The sequence below is a fragment of the Neglectibacter sp. CSJ-5 genome (assembly GCF_032490475.1).
Taxonomy (GTDB): Bacteria; Bacillota; Clostridia; order Oscillospirales; family Acutalibacteraceae; genus Hominenteromicrobium; species Hominenteromicrobium mulieris.
This window is the reverse complement of record NZ_JAVYJC010000005.1, coordinates 51,447-70,797: the sequence shown is the minus strand read 5'-3', so window position 1 is coordinate 70,797 and position 19,351 is coordinate 51,447. Positions and strand designations below refer to the sequence as shown.

Below are 19,351 nucleotides of genomic sequence, written 5' to 3'. Positions count from 1 at the left end.
TTTTAAAAAGGAACTCCCCGCGATGATGCAGAGAGTTTCTTTTTTACACCAATTTTTCCAGCAGCGCGATTTTCTCCGCGTCTTTTTTGCCGCGGGTGTTCACGCGGTAGCCGTCTTTTGCGGAGGCCTTGTAGACGGCGAGATACTGTTTTACGGAGAGCAGACGGTACTTTGCGCCGCTTTCCGTGCGCGTTTCGATCTCTGGAATCGGAACCTCGGCGAAGGTCTCGAGCTCCTCTAATGCGGCAAAGGAGCAGTGCACGCCACGTTTTTCAAATGTGTGCTCGTGCGCGTCAATCAGGCGCCAATCCTCCGCTTGCAGCAGGGTTTGAAACGCGCTCCACTGCTCGGAAAGCCACGTTTCCGGAAGCAGGACGTCGATGTCATCGGCGAAAATCGCCTCGCCTGTGCGGTGCCACAGCCCGAGCGAGCCGTACAAAAGCGGCGTTGCTCCGCGGCGGTTCAGCGTGCGTGCGACCTCTAAAAACAGCTTCCATTTTTCTTCGTTCATTTTGGACACCCCTTATGTTTTCGTCTGCCCGCCGGAAAACAAAAAATCTTCCGGCACGAGCAGCATAAGCCCCCGAACGCGCGGTTCGGCAGCTTTGCCATTCATGCGGAAGATTTCGCCTCCGTCATTATTTTCGGTTGACCCGGCAGACGCGCGCGAATGGTCGAATTGCGTGTCTGCGCGTTTACTGTACCATACCGCGCCGGGTTTGTCAACGCGTTTTTGCACGCGCCGACACTTGACATTTTCTCCCCCTCTGGGTTATAATACGTTTTACGGGACACGCCCGCTTTTAAAACAGAACACCGAGGTGTAGCGCAGATGGTAGCGCGCTTGGTTTGGGAGTGCCGTGGTTGTATCCGGGATAGGGTGAGGCGAAACGCCGCAAAGCCTTGCAGCGCCTGCGTTTGCGGGATTTCCCCCGGTTGCAGAAAACGGCACAAAAGCGGTTTTGACCACAGGAATGACCACAGACAGAAAAATCTTTGATTTTTCTTCTCGCCGTGATATAATGGCAGAAAAATGAATATCCGGGTATAGCGAAGTTGGTATCGCGCCTGGTTTGGGACCAGGAGACCGTGCGTTCGAGCCGCACTACTCGGACCAAAATCCCTCTGAAATCAACGATTTCAGAGGGGTTTTTCTTATTCTTTGTCTATTGCGGCGCAGAATTTGAGTTTGTCATTCTTAACATATCTTTTCGACAGTTCTTGTGCAAAGTGTGAAACGATTATACAAGTTATCAGATTGTCCTCTATTTTTAGCTGTATGCGAACTCCGTCAAGTCGACTAAGTAACTTTACTTTTCGCACAGAAAGTGCAGACCAAATATGTAGACAGGCATGCTTAATTACTATATAATGATTCTATATAATGCTATAACGACGGTAACTCAGTTGCCCTGCGCCTTGCGTAAAGAATCAGTCTATACTAAAGTGCAGCGGGAAGGGGAACAAATATGAACGAGGAGAATCGAATTACTTTAATCTTAATTGACACATGCGCCTTTAGGGATGCAAATAGTGATTTCCCTGGCATAGTAAAAAGTTTGCTTCCCTCTTTTTTCTCGACAGCAGATGAGAAAGGCATTACCTTGTTAACGCATCCAGTGCTCGAAAATGAAATTCATAAACATATTGAAGATTCCGGCATATTTAAAGACTACCAGTCACTACTTACTCAGCTTCGCAAGTGCACCAGCACTTTAAAACATTACAAACTTGATGATGTACTATTGTCTTCCAAGATTTCGGAGTTGGATATTCAGACTAAACTTTTCGAAGCTTATCAACAATATTACCAAGATGCGATTCGTCTTGATTTTGGTGACCCTGCTTCTGTATTTGAGCTTTATTTTAATAGTAAAGCCCCTTTTGCGATGTCTGGTAAAAAGAAAGCTGAATTTCCAGATGCCTTTGTTTTTGATGCTACAAGAAAATACCTTGAAAAGCATCCGAATGATATCTTGCTGGTCATATCTAAAGACAGTGATTGGACGACCGCATTTAATCAGATAGAGAATGTCATAATCTGCGATTCTATTTCTAATGCGCTAACTAAAATCAGCAATATCGATAGCATACTAAGTCAAGAAATGCTCAGCCAAATTTTCAGAGGTGCATATAAAGAAATAATTTCAAACGCACAGCAGAACGTTGAATGTGAATGTTTTGAACTTGATGATTACGAAAACCTCAACGAGTTGGAAATTGAGTCTGTAAAGATCGATTGTGTTAGCGATAATTTTATCCCGCTAAAGATTGCCCGTGATAGCTTGCTGCTAAGCACCAATGTCACAATTAAAGTTTCTGGCTATGCTGAAGTATTTGATGAGGAGAACTCAATTTGGGATAGCGTTGACAGAGAATATTTCTATATGGCATATGCTGATATAGATTTCACGGATGCTGAAGCAGAAGTTGACTGCGAAATTCTTATTTCATTTGACTTTGATGATCCCGAAAATACCGCTCAAGTAATGGAATTTCATCTTCTTAATCAAGGTAATATTTGCATTGACTGCGAAGGCGCATCAATTAGAGAGATTGATGAAGAGGAGTTGTCGGTAAGGGTCTTGCGTGAAGATAAAGGGTACCCTCGTAGAAATACAAAATAGTTTTTGTATGTAACTCAAAATGCCGCCTTGAATACTCAAGGCGGCATTTTACTTAATTATTTCTTCTTTCCCCGCTTGCCCTCCTTTCCCTCTATTGGCCGCCCATCACCTTTGCCCTCGTCCTTCAGCCGCTGCGCTTCCGCAATCTCTGCCTTCATCTCTACGATCAGCACCTTTAGCTTTTCCTCGCACTCCTCGCGGGTGTGGGCGTAGACATTGCGGGCGTGCTTTTTGCCGTCGGGCTATTTGGGAGAATAGCGTCCTTCAAAGAGGTGGTCGTTGATCTCACTGACGCAGCCGGTACCGGATCTGCGCTTGCGGCCCACGTAGGGCTTGAAGTCGGTCATACACGGCTTTTCCGCCTGGGCTGGGGCAGTTTCCTGCCCCGGCTCTGAAGCGTCCTCCTGCGGCGCTGCTTTGCCGATGCCACGGTCGATGTTGGCGGCGGCCGTGAGCCGCATATCGTCGGTGATGTGGGTATAGATGTCCAGTGTGGTGGCCGCCGACACATGCCCCAGCATGGCGGAGAGTGTTTTCACATCCATGCCGTTTTCCAGTGCCAGCGTCGCGAATGTATGCCCTTACGGTATAATAAGGACAAACGGAAAAACCCAGTGTTTTCAAGGGTTTCAGCGTTTGTCGTTGCCTATTCAATTCCTTTTCCAACCTTGATAGCCAGCGAAAAATCTGTCGAATGATGGGAGGTGTCACTTAAAAGACAAAATTGAATACTGCTGCAACGGTGCGGTGTTTTACCGGACCGCTGCTTATCAGGGCGTTTCATCTGATCTGATGGGCGCCCTTTTTTTTGCGCCCATTTTCAGAAATAGGAGGAAATTTACATGGAACTGAATGAAGAAGAAAAGAGGCAGTTGTTTCAGGTTGACGGCGACTGCCAGGCCAAAGTGCTGGATGAACTGTATATGACAGCCCGTTTTACCCGTAACCCGGAGCAGCGCGATATGGTGCGGGGACTCATGGCAAAGCTGCGGATTCTGTCAAATGAACAGTGCATGGATCTGGTGAAGGACATCCAGAAGAACTATCATCTGCCTTACCCCCGCACTATGGGTGAGCGGATCGCACTGGCCCGGCAGCAATCCGGGGCCGAAAAGTTGAAAGGGCATGACATCATGGCCCTGGAGCGGTTTGACCCGGAGGTACGCCACATGGTTGTCTTTGATGTGCTTTCTTTTGAATCCCCTGTCGGAGATAAAGGCGATAAGATGCGCCTGTTTCTCACAGACGAGGGGTATCGGAAAGCAAAGGAAAATCAGGAACGTGGCTTTATTAAAATTCAAAACCATGCCAAAGTACACAATGGCTATCTGAATTACGACCATAAGGACAGGGTCTTGTAGCTGCTTGCCCTGTATCAAACTTAGCAGAAAGGAGGCTATCACAATGGCTGTTTTTCGCGTTGAACGCACGAAAGGCTTTACAGTGATGTCAAATTATCACCTTAATGATAAGACTATCAGCTTGAAAGCTAAGGGCCTTTTGTCTCAGATGCTTTCTCTGCCTGATTCCTGGGATTTTACCTTGCGTGGGCTGGCAAGTATCAACAAGGAAAACCTTGACGCCATTCGGACAGCGGTTTTGGAATTGGAAAAGCATGGGTATATTACCCGCCGCCAAATGCGTAATTCGAGTGGAAAACTCGCCAAGATCGAATACACCATTTATGAACAGCCTCAGCAGGCAAGTCCATTGTCACCGCGTTTGGAAAATCCCAACACGGCGCTCCCGCCGCATTTGGGAAAACCGTGTTTGGAAAATCCGAACACGGTAAATCCAAATACAGAGAAACCGAATACGGATATTCCAACGCAATTAAATACTAAAAAACAAACTACTGAAAAATCAATTACGGATATATCAAATACCCATCAATCAATCTATCCGGCTTCTGGAAAGACGCCTGGTGATAACGCGGAGATGGATAGGGATAGGATTGATCGGATAGATACCTACCGGGAGATCATCAAAGAAAATATTGAATTTGAGGCTCTTGTCCACCGGTACGGGTATGAGCGTGTGGACGAACTGGTTGAACTGATGCTGCAAACCGTCCTCTCCCAACGGCCATATATCCGCATTGCCGGGGATGACTACCCCCGTGAGGTAGTAAAAAGCCGCTTCCTGAAAGTGAACTTCTCCCATGTGGAGTATGTGTTTGACTGCCTGGATAACAACACGACCAAGGTGCGGAATATCAAGTCTTACCTGCTGGCGGCTCTCTATAATGCCCCAACGACCATGGACAGCTATTACCGAGCCGAAGTCAATCACGATCTTTACGGATAGAGGGAGCGGCTTTGATGACAGAAAATATCGCAGAAAGGAGGCTGCGCGCCATGAAAAACCATGAAACGCCGAAATTATGCCGAGCTTGACCCAGGAACAGATCACCCAGGCAAGGGAAACGGATCTGTTAGATTATCTGCTTTCCCACGAAAGCGGCGTGCTGAAACAGGAAGGCGCCAATTACCGCCATAATGAGCATGACAGCCTGGTTTATGTGGCAAGCAAGAATTACTGGTATTGGAACAGCCGCGGACGAAAGATCAACGCCGTGGATTACCTCATGGAAATCCGCGGGTACAGCTTTGTGGACGCTGTGGAACATCTGATAGGCAGTGGAACCCCTGTCGTTTCCCATTATACAGCTCCCAGCAGACGGGAACAGCGGAAACCAGTGGAGAAAAAGCCCTTCCATCTCCCCAGAGAAAAACGCTGCGCCACCTTTGCTGTTTCTTACCTTCAACGCCGGGGAGTCCATTCGGACATCATCAGGCGGTGTATGCAGTTGGGCCTTTTCTATGAGTCCCGCTATAACAACGAGGCGGTTTGTGTTTTTGTTGGCCGGAATGATACCGGCACGGGCCGGTTTGCCTGTGTCCGCGGCATAGCGGGTGATTTGAAAAAAGACATCAGCGGCAGTGATAAGCGGTTTAGCTTCTGCTACCCGCCGGATCAGCCAGGCAGCCGCCACCTGGCGGTTTTTGAAGCTCCGATTGACGCCCTTTCCCACGCAACGCTCCAAAAGCTGGAGGGATGGCAATGGAATGGCTACCGCCTTTCCCTGGGTGGGACCTCCCATGTGGCCCTGGTCGCTTTTCTGGAGCGCCACCCGGAGATCACCCGTGTTGCCCTCTATCTGGACAATGACCTTGCCGGTCGGGTCAACGCCCGGAAAATCAAGTCGCTGCTGAAATCAGACCAGCGGTTTTCTAAAATCCGGGTGTCTGTCAACCCTCCCCGCGGCGTGAAAGACTACAATGAGAAATTACAGCACACGCTTCAAACGATCCGTGAAGAAAAACACGCAAGCCGCCAGAAACAGGCGGCTGTTTCAATTTAGGAGGAAAACACGATGAATAACGAAAAGTCTGCGATTCAGGTAATCGCCGGGGCTGCCCGCTGCCCGGAATACAGCCCGTCCATGGTTAAGGCTTTGATGAAAAAGCTGGAAACCAATGAAAAAGCCTTCGCCCTGCTGATGAATGTCACCCCTTCCACGGTGCGCCTTTGGACAACGGGCGCTGCCCAGCCCTGCGGCATGGCCCGGAGGCTGATGCAGATTTATGAATCCGGGCCGGAAATCGTAAGTAAGATTGCCGGGGAAAGCTGCTCGGAGAAAGGAGGACGCCGGACGAGTGAAACGAAGGAACAAACAGCTTCTTGCAGAAAATGAATATGTAAAAGAACTGCTGGCCGTCCTGAAAGAGAATCCTTCCCCAAGCGGCAGGGATTTTGCTGAAATGGTTGCCCATGTAGGCGAGCTGGAAAACCGGCTGGCCGAGGCCGTAGAGGAATTGAGAACCATGCGCCAGGAGCTTTTGCAGGTGCAGAACCGCTCCCTGAAAGCTGTTCTGCAAAGAAGCTGTAAAGCGTTGGAACAGAACATTTCTAATATGAGCCGGAAATTGTCAGAACTAAAGGAGCTCATAATTGGAGGGTGTAAAGAAGCCCTTGCTGCCTTTAAGAAACATGGTACGGCTGCCCTGGATGGCCTTTCCCGCTTTTTTCACATCAAGCCGCTGCTGGAGGGGATCAAAAAGGCGGCAGACGCCAGCATCCGTATTGACGATAACGCTGTCTCCAAAATCCAGAATTTTGCTGCGGAGTATCACCAGGCGGGCAGGCATTTAAAGAATATGGGCCGGACCCTGATAGGAAAAGAACCGGTGCCGGAGCCTAAAGCCCCCGGCAGACTGTCTAAAGCGATTGCCGCTCCGTACAAAGTCAACCGGGCCTGCATGACCGCCGCAAAGCGGAATATTGAAAAAGCTATCGGCAGTCTGGACCGTTTACAGGAATCCTCAGAGCGCAGGCCATCCGTTTTGAAGGCCATGCAGGAAAATAGTGAAAAGGTACAGCCTGCGGCAAAAAAGGAGGCGCCGGTTAAGGCGGCGGACCGGGTGGAATTATGATGATGCGTACAAATACTGATTTATTAGATACAATCGCAAGACGGTTAGGGGTGTCCCTTCCAGACCTGCGGGACTGGTGCCCGCTGTTATCTTTGCAGGCGCTTCTTGAAGTAGATAACCGTGCCTTTCCCGTAGAGGAATGGAACCGGGCGCTGGCTTACCTTTTAGGCAGACCTTGCGCCTTTTCTTATGTCTTTGAGGCAAAAGCATATACCAAAACCGTGATAAGGAGGTGGTGGTTTTAGTTGGCGAAGGAAATTGTGCATGAAGATTTTGGTGAAAAGATCGGCGGCGCTAAAAAAGACCTTTGGGCTGCCCGCGGGCTGTATGTGGATGACCTGCTGGGGATGAATGAACGCGAGGCCGAAAAGTATGTGAAAAAAGATAATGTCTGGAAAAAGCCGGATTATAACGCCTTGATTCAATCCGGTGTCCCGGTGGACATTCTGTATTTTCAGAAAGTGGTGCGTGACAGCCTGAACGCCTCCCCGCGGTATCTGCGTTCTGATGATACGCCTCAGAAGCGCCTGGCGCGGCAGAAAGAATATATCGCAACCGTCCGGCAGGTACAGGAAGCCGTTGAAAAGGTTCAGACAGTGCAGGATGCCATGGATGTATTCGACACCCTTATTATCGACGGTGGTTACTGCGAGCGTATTTCCCATGGGATCGGCGGCGGTTATATCCGGGCCACCCAAAAGGGCCGGGATAATCCGGTCATTACCGATAAGCTGGTAAATGCCCTGTATTTCCGTGGGGAACGGGACTTTGAAAGAAGAATCGTCCAGGGGGCCGTAAAAAAGCAGTTTGGCGTTCCCGCTGAACAAAAGGTCCCCCGCGGCTATGACATCCGGTTCAATGACGGCAAAAGGACCTACTCGAAAAACAATGACTGGCTTCCCGATACTTACTATGTCACAAAAGGCTATACGATCCTGAAAACGAACTTTGCCACCCGTGAGGAAGCCCTGAAATGGGTACAGGATCTTGCCCGGCAGCGCGGAGCCAGCGGAAAACAGCGGTTTGTCCCGCAGCAGCTTTCCCGCGTCCGGCGCACTGGCCCGGATTACCGCGGAAATCGTGATGTGATCGGGCAGGATTATCTTGACGCCTTTGCTTTCCGCGGCGGTGAATTTGGGAACTGGATGACGCAGAATGACCGGCGCGCTTCCCTGAACATGGGGTTTGACGCCCTCAAAGACCTGGCGGCTATCCTTAAAATCAGCGAAAAAGATATTTCTTATCAGGGAACGCTTTCGATTGCCTTTGGCGCCCGCGGCAGCGGCAACGCCGCCGCCCATTACGAACCACTTCGGAAGGTTATCAACCTTACCAAGATGCACGGGGCTGGTTCCCTGGCGCATGAGTGGTGGCATGGCCTGGATGATTACCTGGGTGTGAAAATGGGAGCAAAAGGCTTTCTTTCCGAACATTCCCACTTGTACGAGCCATTCAAGAAGCTGATTGAAACCATGAAATATAAGCCGGAAACGCCGGAGCAGGCCGCGGCCCGGACAGAGGCGCAGGCAGAGCGTATCCGGAAAAATGCGGCGGGCTGGCTGGATTCGGCGGTCCTTGCCCCGCTCAAACGGGCAGCGAATGACGAGATGCACATGGAGGCTTACGCAGTCCTTCGGGAAGAATTTCTTTCAGGCGTTCCCGGTTCTGTGGAACAGCTAAGCGCCTTTAAAAAGTCTGTGACCGGACGCGTTATTCCCAAAAGCGAACGTGACCGGCTGGAAATTTTTGAGCGTATGCTGTCCGGGATGCAGGATCAGGAACCTCCGCAGATTGGCCGTGTGGAAACGGATTTTTATAAAAACTCGGTCCGTATGGGCAAAGAGTGTGAAAAAGACGGCGGCTATTGGGAAAGCAATACAGAGATGACAGCCAGGGCTTTCGCCTGCTATATCAAAGATAAGCTGTCTCCTGAAATTTCGGATTACCTGGCAGGCCACGCGGACAGCGCCGCTGCTTTTGTCACCGGTAAAGATGGGAAAATGGAAATCTTGAAAGCTTTCCCGGAGGGTGAGGAACGGAAAGCCATCAATGCGGTTTTTGATGAAGTTTTTGCAGATCTAAAGCGGCAGCATTTTCTTACCCATTCCGACCACCCGCAGACATTAGAGGCAATCCGGCCGGCGGCGCCTGCGCCTTCCCGCATGGATTCCATGCCGGTTATCACGGATGCAGAACAGCTTTCCCTCTTTGGCGGGGAGAAGCCTTCCCTCTTAGGGCAGCTTGCCGCTGCTAAGGGACAGGGCAAAACGCCGGCAGAGCCAAAGCAGACGAAAGCCCATGAGCCGGAACTTTGATGGAGGTGAAAATTTGGAAGAAAACAAGGATTACCGTGTTTATCGTTATGGGGATGACTTAAAGCCTGGATATGAATTAAAAGTGGAACATAGTGTTTCCTGCGAAAATATTGATATTTCTGCTCTGATCGCCATGGGCACGGAAAGTTTGGAAGCCATGCGCCAGGGAAATATTGACGGGGAGCAGAAAGCCTATGAGATCGTTTTAGCCGCGGCTAAGCAATGGGAACAGCAGGCGGCGGCGACACAGGCCATCAACCGGGCGCTGGAATATCTTCGGATACCGGAGGTTTCCCATACGGCGAACCAGTGGCAATCAAAGGATAACAGGCGAAATAGTGAGGTAATCAGCAACCGCGTTTACAAGATGACCTGCAGTGTTTGGGAAGATACGAAATATGACCGGGAAACGAAACAGAGCATACCGGTTGCCTGGTATGTCACCTGGGATGTCTATGTAAATTCCCCTAAACGGGGGTACGGAAAAAGGATCGCCGGGCAGAACCAGAAACGCTATACCGATAAAAATGCTGCCATGAAGTATCTGGAAGGCCGGAAAAAAGCCTATTCTCATTTGTTCACGGAGATTTCCCCTCCGGTCCCAGAGCAATACAAAGACCATTTTACCGTACATGGCGCCCTTTTGCCCGGATATACCGTGGAAGGACAGGAACCGGAAAAGACTGTAACTGCGCCGGGGCGTGATTCGGGCAAGACAGGACGGGCTTCGGTGCTGGAAAAACTCTCAGACGCAAAGAGGCAGGAAAAAGCAGCGCCGCTAAAAGCGCCGGATAAGAAAAAGGAGGATATTCATAGATGAAAGTTTTAATGGTGCAGCCTGGGAAAATCCCCCATGAAACAGATATTGAGCCGGGGCTTGAATCTTTGCAGGCTGCGGTGGACGGCCCTATCCAGGCGGTTTATCCGTATGAGGACCCTGTGGCCCTGATCTGCAATGAGGAAGGGAAATTCCTGGGGCTGCCTTTGAACCGTGCGCTTCGGGATGATACCGGAGAGATTTACGACATCATTGCCGGTAATTTTCTTATCACCGGGCTTGGGGAAGAAAGTTTTTCAGATCTTCCCCCTGACCTGCTGGAAAAATATAAGGAGCAATTTCTGGCGCCGGAATCGTTTGCGCAGATCGGCGGTAAGATCCTTGCCGTCAAGCAGCCGGTCCCCTCGCCGGAAGATAAAGAGAGGACACAGAAGCCGCCCCATAAATCCGGGCCGGAGCTTTAGGAAGGAGGCCAAAGATGCTGACAGCGACACGCGGCCCGTATGTGCTGGTGATCCAGCCGGACGATGACCCGTTCAATCCCCGTGAGGATGATAATTTCGGGAGAATGGTCTGCTTCCACCGGCGCTATTCCCTGGGCGACCATCACAATTACATAGATAAAGATGACTTTCTCCGGGACCTGTACCTGAAAACAGTGGGTGACAATGAACGGGGCGCCCATCGTTATGAGCGGGCACTGGACCTAATGAATTACAAGATCAAAGCCCCTTTTGGTTCTCCGGCCTATGAGCGTGAGGTGGATGAACGGCTGATGAAGGTGATCTCACAGAAGTTTCTTATGCTGCCGCTGTATCTTTACGACCACAGCGGCATTACCATGAATACCACTGGCTTTTCCTGCCCCTGGGACAGCGGGCAGGTCGGATGGATCTACGCCTCCAAGGAAGATGCCCTCCGGGAGTTTGGCGGCAAGACCTTCACTGCCGCTACCCGGAAGAAGGCGGAGGACCGTATGCGCGGCGAGGTGGAATATTACGATTCCTACCTTCGCGGCGAGGCGTATGGTTTTGAACTGTATAAAGACGGCGAGCTGGAGGATAGCTGCTGGGGCTTTATCGGCAGTAACGAGGAAGCCTTAAAAGGCATTGAGGATTACCTGCCTGACGCGTGCAGCGGCATGACCGGTGAACTGGTGGAAAGGGATTCCCCCCGATCCATGCTGAAAATGTTTCTCGACCACGCCCGTGTGCAGGTGGCGCAGGCGGCCAAAGACTTTGAAAAGACGCCCCGGCAGCAAACCCTCCAAACGGAGGTCCGGTGATTTCTACTTATTATATATATCATGCGAAAGGAGGATGTGATTGCAGGAAGAACTTGAACGGAAATCCATATCCGTAACGATCCAGGCCACGAAGCTGACGGGCCGTGTGATGCGGGCCGCTGTTGCCGCCGCCCTGCGGAAGATTGAAAAAGAGCGCACTACCCCAAAAGTCGGCCGGAACAGTATGCGCCGCCTTACGGCGCAGACGCCGGACGCCCATAAGATCGAGGTTGAGGACCGGATTCGCTCTTTTGAGCGGTACGCGAAGAAATATAAAGTCCGTTACCATGTGGAGAAAGACATCACCGTTTCCCCGCCTAAGTGGACCGTGTATTTTAAGGCAAGCCAGGCTGACGCGATTGAAGCCGCCTTCAAGAAATATACGCAAAAGACGGTAAAACGCGAAAACAGGCCGTCCCTTCTCTCCCAGCTATCGAAATTCAAAGAGATGGCAAGGAAGCTGGCCCGCGACCCTGTAAAAAACAAGGAGCATGGAGGGCCGGAACGATGAAGATGACGGATATTCTGAAAAAGTATGTGCTTCCGAACCTCCCTTATCTTATATTCCTTTGGTTCTTTGCCAAGGTTGGCGAAGCGGTGCGGCTGGCCCCTGGTATTGACGCTTCTACAAAGCTGCTGGGGCTGGCGGATGGCTTTACCCTGGCCTTTCAGACTTCTATGCCCGGCGCGGCGGTTGACTGGCTGGTTGGGCTGGTCGGCGCTGCGCTGGTCCGTCTGGTGGTCTATGTGAAAGGGAAAAATGCCAAAAAGTACCGGAAGGATGTGGAATACGGGAGCGCCCGCTGGGGCACAAAGGCGGATATTGCCCCCTTTATGGACCCCAAGCCGGAAAACAACATCATCCTGACCCAGACGGAGGGGCTGATGATGTCCGGCAGGCCCAAAAATCCGGCTTTTGCCCGGAATAAAAATGTCCTTGTCGTTGGAGGAAGCGGCAGTGGTGGACTGACAGGCAATGCTTGAAATGCGCGAATGGGCGTTGCTTTCGCCGCCTCGACCAATACCGGCTGCAGGTCGAGGGTATCAGCGCGGAAGAAACCTGGGAGGGTGTCGCGCCCTAATCAGAGTGGAAGGCTTGCCCGTAAAAAGGAAGCCACACGCAACGCATAGAGCCTGAACCTGTTTCGGCAGAATATAACGGCTCCACGAGTCCGCGCCGCCTGCCGGTCTTTGCTGGGTGAAAAGGTATGCTATGCCGGGCATGGACGCCATGCCGATGGAAATGGGCGAAAGCCCCGGAGGGATAGATAAAAAGCTATCCGGTAATCACGAACAGAAAACCCGCTTCTTCATTAAGCCGAACCTGATGCAGCTCCATTCTTCCTATGTAGTGACAGATCCGAAGGGTACTGTCCTGGTGGAGTGCGGAAAGCTGCTCTCCCGCGGTTCTCCCAGGCTGGGCAAGGACGGAAAGCCCTTACGCAATAAGAAAGGCAAGATCATCTATGAGCCTTATCAGATCAAGGTATTCAATACCATTAACTTTAAGAAAAGTATGCACTATAATCCCTTCGCGTATCTACATTCGGAGAAGGATATATTAAAGCTGGTGACAGTGTTGATCGCCAATACCAAAGGGGAAGGAAAATCCGGGGACGATTTTTGGGTGAAGGCCGAAACGCTGCTTTATACGGCGCTGATCGGCTACATCTATTATGAGGCTCCCAAGAACGAGCAGAACTTCTCCACTTTGGTAGAAATGATAAATGCCATGGAGGTCCGGGAGGATGATGAATCGTTCAAAAACGCGGTTGACCTTCTCTTTGACGCTTTGGAGCAGAAAGACCCGGACCACTTCGCCCTCCGGCAATATAAAAAATATAAGCTGGCGGCTGGCAAGACAGCGAAGTCGATTTTGATTAGCTGCGGAGCCAGGCTTGCGCCTTTTGATATTGCGGAAGTCCGGGAGATCACCATGTATGACGAGCTGGAGCTGGATTTGGTCGGGGATCGGAAAACAGCGCTGTTCTTTATTATTTCCGATACGGACGCCACATTCAACTTCCTGGTGAGCATGGCCTATACGCAGCTTTTCAACCTGCTTTGTGAAAGAGCGGATGATAAGTATGGAGGCCGGCTGCCGGTGCATGTGCGCTGCCTGATCGACGAGGCGGCTAACATTGGGCAGATTCCGAACCTCGAAAAACTCATGGCAACGATCAGGTCCAGAGAGATTTCGGCCTGCCTGGTGCTGCAGGCGCAGAGCCAGTTGAAAGCACTGTATAAGGATAACATGGACACCATTATCGGCAACTGTGATTCCAGCTTATTCCTGGGAGGAAAGGAAGAAACCACCCTAAAAAGCTGGAGCGCCCTGCTGGGGAAAGAAACCATTGATATGTATAACACCAGCGTTACGAAGGGCACGCAGGAATCCCACGGCCAGAACTTTCAAAAACTGGGCAAAGATCTGATGTCCATGGACGAGCTGGCTGTGATGGACGGTGGGAAGTGTCTGCTGCAGGTGCGTGGCGTCCGGCCCTTCCTGTCCAGAAAGTACGATATTACAAAACACCCCAATTATAAGTACCTTTCGGATTTCAACCCGAAGAACACTTTCGATATAGAGAAATACCTGTCTACCCGCTTGCGGGTGAGGCCGGACGACCTGTTCCTCAATTATGAGATCAGCCCGTCCGAGCTGGCGGAAGAATCCGCAGACGATACCGAATAGGCCCGCCGATCTGCAAGTTTCCCATTCTTTTCGGCGGGCCTTGTTTTTTTATGCCCATTTTAAGGAGGTGCCTATTGGTAAGGAGCCGTGATTCTCCTGAATTTACTCACAGTCCGCAGGATATACGCCTGCGTTCGCCGCCCGCTGTTTGTTCTCTTTTCAAGCAGCGGGCGGCTTTTTTCGTTTCAGGCCAAAAAAACGGCCACAACATTATTTTTCATTTGATAAGGAGGTAATTACCCTAATATGAGTTTTTTCACTTCTGCTATTGATACCCTGCAGATTTTGGTTGTCGCGCTGGGCGCTGGTTTGGGCGCGTGGGGCGTCATCAATCTTCTGGAAGGATATGGAAATGACAATCCTGGGGCTAAAAGCCAGGGTATGAAACAGCTCATGGCTGGCGGCGGTATCGCGGTGGTAGGGATGACACTGATTCCGCTTCTGTCGGGCTTGTTCTAATCGTCCATGGACTGGTTATTTGGCTGGATAACAGACTGGATAAAACAGGGCTTAATCGACGCCATCACAGGACAATTTACGGGAATCTTTGAATCGGTCAACAACCAAGTAACCGATGTGGCCGCGCAGGTAGGCCAGACGCCCCAGGGCTGGAATGGCGGTGTTTTCAGTATGATCCAGACGCTATCGGAAACGGTAGTGCTGCCCATTGCCGGTATGATCTTAACTTTCGTGCTGGTGTATGAGCTGATCCAGATGATTCTTGAGAAAAACAACATGCACGAATTTGACACCTTCAACATCTTTAAGTGGGTGTTCAAGACCTTCGTTGCCACCTATCTGCTCACCAACTGTTTTACGATTGTGATGGCCGTATTCGATGTGGCGCAGACGGTTGTGGCGAACAGCGCGGGGATCATTAACGGAAATCTGGATGTGGCCGCGTCCATGGCCGACCTGGAAACGCAGCTTCAAGCCATGGGTATCTGGGAGCTGATCGGCCTGTGGCTGGAAACCAATATCATCAATCTGTGCATGTGGATTTTGTCTATCGTGATTTTTGTGATCGTTTACGGAAGAATGATAGAAATTTATTTGACCGTGAGCATTGCGCCGATTCCTTTTTCCACACTTGCCAACCGCGAATGGGGCGCGATGGGGACCAATTACCTGCGCTCCCTGTTCGCCCTTGGCTTCCAGGGATTCCTTATCCTGATCTGTGTTGCGATTTACGCGGTGCTGGTCCAATCCATCCCATCTTCCAGCAGCGTACACGCCGCGATCTGGGGCACAGCAGGCTATACGGTGCTGCTGGCCTTTGCCCTGTTTAAGACAGGTTCGCTATCCAAATCTATTTTCAATGCACACTGACGTATGTTTTAAAAAGTAAAGGAGATGTTTTATGAGTAATAACAATACTGCTGCAAATCCCACTGTCCCGGAAACAAGCGGGGACCTGCCTTTCAAGCTGGACGTGCGTGTCCGGCCTATCGCTCCTATGGGAAACCTGCTGGCCTACGCCAACGTCACCATCGGGGGCTGTTTTAAGATCGACGGCTTTCGGATCTGTTCCGGCGAAAAGGGGCTGTATGTCAATATGCCCTCCACCCAGGACAACAAAGGGAACTGGAGGGATGTCTGCTGGCCGGTGACGGCAGATTTTCGCCGCCAGCTCAATGAAGCGCTGATTGAAGGATACGGCGCGGCCATTGAAAACTTGCAGGCGACTTTGGAGGCTACGAAAGGCGCCGCAGAAAAACCTTCGCTGACCGGGGCGCTGAAAGAGAACGCCGGTAAAGTGAAAAGCCAGCCGGTGAAGGCAGCCGCCGCCAAAGACGGTCCCTCCCGCTGATGCCGGAGACTAAAAAATACGGGATCATCTATGCGGACCCTCCCTGGCGTTACGATATGAAGCGGGGCCACGGGGTTGCGGAAAACCACTATCCCACAATGAGTATTGAAGAAATCTGCGCGCTTCCGGTTGCGGACCTTGCGGCCAAGGACAGCGCGCTTTTTCTTTGGGGTACATTTCCTCAGCTTAAAGAAGCGTTCCGTGTCATAGACGCCTGGGGATTCCAGTATAAAACACTGGCTTTCCTGTGGCTGAAACAAAACCGCAAAGCGGACACCTGGTTTTACGGCATGGGGTTCTGGACGCGCTCTAACGCGGAAGTGTGCCTTCTGGCTACCCGCGGCCATCCGAAACGGCAGAGCGCCGGAATCCATCAGTTTGTCATTTCCCATATCGAGCAGCACAGCAAAAAGCCGGATATTGTACGGGAAAAAATCGTTAAGCTGATGGGCGACCAGCCCAGGGTAGAGCTTTTTGCCCGTCAGAAAACGCCGGGATGGGATGTCTGGGGCAATGAGGTCGATTGCACGATCACCCTCCCGGCGGGAAAGGAGGAAATTTGAGTTTGGAACAGGATGCAAAAAAACTGTTGATGGACAGACTGGACGATTGCCTGTCAATACACGCGGATATGCTGGACAGCACGAATATCGGCAGTATCTATGAATTGCAGGATTTGGCGGCCCTGCACTACTATCTGAAAGTTGAGCATGAATTTACGCCTGCGGAGGTAGAGGCTCTGCTGTCTTTTCAAGATCCGTTGGATGTGGCTCACTGGTGCTGGGAAGAAAACACACACGAACACAGTTTCCCGATTTGCGAATTGCTGGATAAAATTGACGCTTTCCAGAGGTTTGAACAGCTCAATGAGAAAACGTCCCCGGACCGGATGCTTGGCCTGATAAAACGCCTGGGACAAAATTGGGTAAGCCTTCGGGATGACTGGCTCTCCATGGATAAAGAGATACTGATTGAAAAGGCCCCGGAGATTGCGGCTGTGCAGGATGTCTACGCTTATATAACACAGGGTATGACCTTTGAAAAAATCGAGGTGGAAGCGCTGCTGTCACTGGAAAATCCTTTGAAATATCTTGCCGACAGATGGCCGAAGCCGGTATCTGACCTGATTGATATGGATGATCTTCTGGAGGAATATATCGGAGATATTCAGAGCAGCCCGGAATACCTTGCCCAGAAAGGGGCAGCAACGGCGCGGGAGTCGGTGCATGACCGGCTGCAAAAAGCCGCCCAGCGGGTAAGTACACAGGGTTCCCACGCAAAAGAAAGCCGAGATCCCCAGGTTCGGTAATGCCGACATTTTGTGTTTCCCCGGACAGCCTGCGTCATACGGGGAATTTATGATACAGAAAAGAAAGAAGGTGATTTTTTGCCCTATGTGCCAGTTCCAAAAGATTTGACGAAGGTTAAGACTAAAGTTGCCTTTAATCTGACGAAAAGGCAGCTTATTTTTTTCAGCATTGCCGGGGCGGTTGGCCTGCCGGTGTATTTTCTCACCCGCACGGCGATTGGGAATACCGCTTCGGTGCTTTTGATGATCGGGCTTATGATGCCCTTTTTCTTTATGGCAATGTATGAGCGTGACGGCCAGCCCGCGGAGAAGATTCTGAAAAATATGATCCGCCACCGCCTGTGGCCGGAGACGCGCCCATATAAAACCCGGAACTTTTATAAAATCATGTCAAAGAAGGAGGAAATAAGTATTGCCAAAAACCAAACAGCAGGAAGCGCAGGAAAAGCGCCTGCAGGCAAACATCCAGCAGGCACGAAAAAACCGGTCCGCAGTAAAAAAGGCCGGTAAAAAATCTGGGCCTCATGCAAAGCCGCCTGGCAAGGGCGGCTTTTTCAGTGGAGTAAAGCGGGATGCGCCGCAGACAGCCCAGCAGACGATCCCCTACCGGGAGATCTATAAGGACGGGATCTGCCGCGTCAATGATAAGCTGTACACCAAGACCATTCAGTTTTTCGATATTAACTACCAGCTTGCCCAGGCGGACGATAAGGCGCAGATTTTCGAGAATTACTGTGATTTTCTCAATTACTTTGATTCTACCATCAGCGTCCAGCTCACCTTTATCAACCAGCGGGCCAATATGCAGGACTTTTCCAAAAGCATTGCGATCCCGCCCCAGGGGGACGAGTATGACGACATCCGGCGTGAGTACGCGGAGATGCTTAAAAACCAGCTCGAAAAAGGCAACAACGGCCTTGCCAAACGCAAGTATATCACTTTTGGCATTGAGGCGGACGACCTGCGTACCGCCAAAATGCGGCTGGAGCGCGTGGAAACGGATGTGCTGAACAACTTTAAGACCCTGGGCGTCCAGGCGGTCCCGTTAAGCGGGCTGGAACGGCTGGAGCTTCTGCACAGCCAGCTCCACCCAAGCGGCCAGGAGAAATTTAAGTTTGCCTGGAGCGACCTTGCCAAAACCGGCCTTTCCACAAAGGATTTTATCGCGCCCACCAGTTTTACCTTCTCGAAGGATGGCAAGACCTTCCGCATTGGGGAGTATTCCGGCGCCATGTCCTTTTTGCAGATCTTAGCGCCGGAGCTGACGGACCGGATGCTGGCCGAATTTCTGGACCTGGACGACGCAGTGACGGTCAACCTTCATATCCAGTCTATCGACCAGGCCACGGCGATCCGCAATATCAAGCGGAAAATGAGCGACCTGCAGAAAATGAAGATCGAGGAACAGAAAAAGGCGGTGCGGGCCGGATATGATATGGACATCATTCCCACGGACCTTGCCACCTACGGGGAGGAAGCCCAAAACCTGCTTCAAGATCTGCAATCCCGGAATGAGCGTATGTTTTTGGTAACGGTGTTGGTGCAGAACATCGCCCCGAAAAGGCAAAAGCTGTTCAGTGACATTATGGCCGCCTCCGGCATTGCCCAAAAGTATAACTGCGCGCTGAAACGCCTGGACTACCAGCAGGAACAGGGCCTTATGTCCTCCCTGGCGCTGGGCCAGAACCAGATCGAGATACAGCGGGGCCTCACTACCAGCAGCACCGCTATTTTCGTACCCTTTACCACCTGCGAACTGTTCCAGGATGGGCAGGCATTGTATTACGGCCTCAACGCCATTTCCTCAAACCTGATTATGGCGAACCGCAAGCTGCTGAAAAACCCCAATGGACTGTTTCTTGGCACGCCCGGCTGCTTTGCCGGTGATACCCGGATTCTTTTGGCAGACGGCAGCGCTGCCTCCTTTGAGGAACTGCTGGCGCGCGGTGTAGAGGAAATCGAGGTCAAGACTTTTGATGATGAAACCGGCCGGGTTATCACCGCCATGGCGCGGGATATTCGCGTTGAAAAATACGCGGATGTCTTAAAGCAGATCACGTTGGAGGACGGCACCACTTTCCGCTGTACGGAAAGCC

The 19,351-nt window shown here is 51.1% G+C and carries 19 protein-coding genes, 1 tRNA gene and 4 pseudogenes; 21 read left to right on the top strand and 3 right to left on the bottom strand.

The annotated features are described in order from the left end of the window. Positions 1-43 precede the first annotated feature (43 nt). Positions 44-511: a hypothetical protein gene (locus R2K26_RS11190; protein WP_316521129.1), complete on the bottom strand. Its 468-nt coding sequence runs from the start codon at positions 509-511 to the stop codon at positions 44-46. 101 nt (positions 512-612) lie between these two features. Next, positions 613-756 (bottom strand): hypothetical protein, encoded by a 144-nt coding sequence (locus R2K26_RS11185; protein ID WP_316521127.1) that lies wholly within the window; start codon positions 754-756, stop codon positions 613-615. Positions 757-1,041: 285 nt separating this feature from the next. Between R2K26_RS11185 and R2K26_RS11180 the strand changes: the two genes are divergently transcribed. After that, positions 1,042-1,117 (top strand) — tRNA-Pro (locus R2K26_RS11180). 352 nt (positions 1,118-1,469) lie between these two features. After that, positions 1,470-2,627, top strand: a complete 1,158-nt coding sequence (locus R2K26_RS11175; protein WP_316521124.1) for a PIN domain-containing protein — start codon at positions 1,470-1,472, stop codon at positions 2,625-2,627. A 56-nt stretch (positions 2,628-2,683) separates the two neighbouring features. Here the strand turns inward: R2K26_RS11175 and R2K26_RS11170 are convergent. Beyond that, a pseudogene (locus tag R2K26_RS11170) lies at positions 2,684-3,205 on the bottom strand (tyrosine-type recombinase/integrase); the annotation flags it as partial. A 264-nt stretch (positions 3,206-3,469) separates the two neighbouring features. Between R2K26_RS11170 and R2K26_RS11165 the strand changes: the two are divergent. The 19 genes and pseudogenes from R2K26_RS11165 to R2K26_RS15470 form a co-directional block, all read left to right on the top strand. Continuing rightward, a complete protein-coding gene (locus tag R2K26_RS11165) occupies positions 3,470-3,988 on the top strand; it encodes a DUF5720 family protein (RefSeq protein ID WP_316521122.1) in 519 nt (172 codons plus the stop codon). A gap of 43 nt (positions 3,989-4,031) precedes the next feature. Continuing rightward, positions 4,032-4,934, top strand: a complete 903-nt coding sequence (locus R2K26_RS11160; protein WP_316521120.1) for a DUF6017 domain-containing protein — start codon at positions 4,032-4,034, stop codon at positions 4,932-4,934. A gap of 76 nt (positions 4,935-5,010) precedes the next feature. Then, entirely contained in the window at positions 5,011-5,991 is a 981-nt protein-coding gene (locus R2K26_RS11155; RefSeq protein ID WP_316521118.1) for a toprim domain-containing protein, read from the top strand. Positions 5,992-6,003: 12 nt separating this feature from the next. Then, the gene (locus R2K26_RS11150; RefSeq protein ID WP_316521116.1) at positions 6,004-6,324 is read left to right on the top strand and encodes an XRE family transcriptional regulator; all 321 of its coding nucleotides are present in this window, start codon (positions 6,004-6,006) and stop codon (positions 6,322-6,324) included. Continuing rightward, entirely contained in the window at positions 6,287-7,063 is a 777-nt protein-coding gene (locus tag R2K26_RS11145) for a DUF6674 family protein (RefSeq protein WP_316521114.1), read from the top strand. The genes R2K26_RS11150 and R2K26_RS11145 overlap by 38 nt, the downstream gene beginning before the upstream one ends. A 245-nt stretch (positions 7,064-7,308) precedes the next feature. Next, positions 7,309-9,378: an LPD1 domain-containing protein gene (locus tag R2K26_RS11140; protein WP_316521111.1), complete on the top strand. Its 2,070-nt coding sequence runs from the start codon at positions 7,309-7,311 to the stop codon at positions 9,376-9,378. Positions 9,379-9,391: 13 nt separating this feature from the next. Then, positions 9,392-10,198: a hypothetical protein gene (locus R2K26_RS11135; protein ID WP_316521109.1), complete on the top strand. Its 807-nt coding sequence runs from the start codon at positions 9,392-9,394 to the stop codon at positions 10,196-10,198. Beyond that, positions 10,195-10,620, top strand: coding sequence for a DUF3846 domain-containing protein (locus tag R2K26_RS11130; RefSeq protein WP_316521106.1), 426 nt, complete (start codon positions 10,195-10,197; stop codon positions 10,618-10,620). Before R2K26_RS11135 ends, R2K26_RS11130 begins: the two co-directional genes overlap by 4 nt. Before the next feature lie 14 nt (positions 10,621-10,634). After that, the gene (locus tag R2K26_RS11125; RefSeq protein ID WP_316521104.1) at positions 10,635-11,441 is read left to right on the top strand and encodes a hypothetical protein; all 807 of its coding nucleotides are present in this window, start codon (positions 10,635-10,637) and stop codon (positions 11,439-11,441) included. A 40-nt stretch (positions 11,442-11,481) separates the two neighbouring features. Next, positions 11,482-11,952, top strand: a complete 471-nt coding sequence (locus R2K26_RS11120) for a PcfB family protein (RefSeq protein ID WP_316521102.1) — start codon at positions 11,482-11,484, stop codon at positions 11,950-11,952. Beyond that, a pseudogene (locus tag R2K26_RS11115) lies at positions 11,949-12,404 on the top strand (type IV secretory system conjugative DNA transfer family protein); the annotation flags it as partial. The gene R2K26_RS11120 and the pseudogene R2K26_RS11115, both read left to right, overlap by 4 nt. A gap of 328 nt (positions 12,405-12,732) precedes the next feature. Further along, a pseudogene (locus R2K26_RS11110) lies at positions 12,733-14,136 on the top strand (VirD4-like conjugal transfer protein, CD1115 family); the annotation flags it as partial. Between the two features lie 246 nt (positions 14,137-14,382). Next, entirely contained in the window at positions 14,383-14,595 is a 213-nt protein-coding gene (locus R2K26_RS11105) for a Maff2 family mobile element protein (RefSeq protein ID WP_117493307.1), read from the top strand. Between the two features lie 6 nt (positions 14,596-14,601). Beyond that, positions 14,602-15,465, top strand: a complete 864-nt coding sequence (locus R2K26_RS11100) for a VirB6/TrbL-like conjugal transfer protein, CD1112 family (protein WP_008394466.1) — start codon at positions 14,602-14,604, stop codon at positions 15,463-15,465. A gap of 31 nt (positions 15,466-15,496) precedes the next feature. After that, on the top strand, positions 15,497-15,946 hold the full coding sequence (locus R2K26_RS11095) for a SpoVG family protein (protein ID WP_008394467.1): 450 nt from the start codon (positions 15,497-15,499) through the stop codon (positions 15,944-15,946). After that, entirely contained in the window at positions 15,946-16,509 is a 564-nt protein-coding gene (locus R2K26_RS11090) for an MT-A70 family methyltransferase (RefSeq protein ID WP_283680695.1), read from the top strand. The genes R2K26_RS11095 and R2K26_RS11090 overlap by 1 nt, the downstream gene beginning before the upstream one ends. Positions 16,510-16,511: 2 nt before the next feature. Beyond that, the gene (locus R2K26_RS11085) at positions 16,512-17,255 is read left to right on the top strand and encodes a hypothetical protein (protein WP_316521091.1); all 744 of its coding nucleotides are present in this window, start codon (positions 16,512-16,514) and stop codon (positions 17,253-17,255) included. Between the two features lie 78 nt (positions 17,256-17,333). After that, a complete protein-coding gene (locus R2K26_RS11080) occupies positions 17,334-17,765 on the top strand; it encodes a PrgI family protein (protein WP_316521089.1) in 432 nt (143 codons plus the stop codon). Further along, a pseudogene (locus tag R2K26_RS15470) lies at positions 17,668-19,350 on the top strand (VirB4-like conjugal transfer ATPase, CD1110 family); the annotation flags it as partial. The gene R2K26_RS11080 and the pseudogene R2K26_RS15470, both read left to right, overlap by 98 nt. Position 19,351 lies beyond the last annotated feature (1 nt).

Coding starts and splice junctions, on each gene's coding strand:
- R2K26_RS11090 (WP_283680695.1), top strand. CDS start 15,946: ATGCCGGAGACTAAAAAATACGGGATCATCTATGCGGACCCTCCCTGG.
- R2K26_RS11095 (WP_008394467.1), top strand. CDS start 15,497: ATGAGTAATAACAATACTGCTGCAAATCCCACTGTCCCGGAAACAAGC.
- R2K26_RS11165 (WP_316521122.1), top strand. CDS start 3,470: ATGGAACTGAATGAAGAAGAAAAGAGGCAGTTGTTTCAGGTTGACGGC.
- R2K26_RS11150 (WP_316521116.1), top strand. CDS start 6,004: ATGAATAACGAAAAGTCTGCGATTCAGGTAATCGCCGGGGCTGCCCGC.
- R2K26_RS11175 (WP_316521124.1), top strand. CDS start 1,470: ATGAACGAGGAGAATCGAATTACTTTAATCTTAATTGACACATGCGCC.
- R2K26_RS11155 (WP_316521118.1), top strand. CDS start 5,011: ATGCCGAGCTTGACCCAGGAACAGATCACCCAGGCAAGGGAAACGGAT.
- R2K26_RS11130 (WP_316521106.1), top strand. CDS start 10,195: ATGAAAGTTTTAATGGTGCAGCCTGGGAAAATCCCCCATGAAACAGAT.
- R2K26_RS11125 (WP_316521104.1), top strand. CDS start 10,635: ATGCTGACAGCGACACGCGGCCCGTATGTGCTGGTGATCCAGCCGGAC.
- R2K26_RS11190 (WP_316521129.1), bottom strand. CDS start 511: ATGAACGAAGAAAAATGGAAGCTGTTTTTAGAGGTCGCACGCACGCTG.
- R2K26_RS11160 (WP_316521120.1), top strand. CDS start 4,032: ATGGCTGTTTTTCGCGTTGAACGCACGAAAGGCTTTACAGTGATGTCA.
- R2K26_RS11185 (WP_316521127.1), bottom strand. CDS start 756: ATGTCAAGTGTCGGCGCGTGCAAAAACGCGTTGACAAACCCGGCGCGG.
- R2K26_RS11105 (WP_117493307.1), top strand. CDS start 14,383: ATGAGTTTTTTCACTTCTGCTATTGATACCCTGCAGATTTTGGTTGTC.
- R2K26_RS11100 (WP_008394466.1), top strand. CDS start 14,602: ATGGACTGGTTATTTGGCTGGATAACAGACTGGATAAAACAGGGCTTA.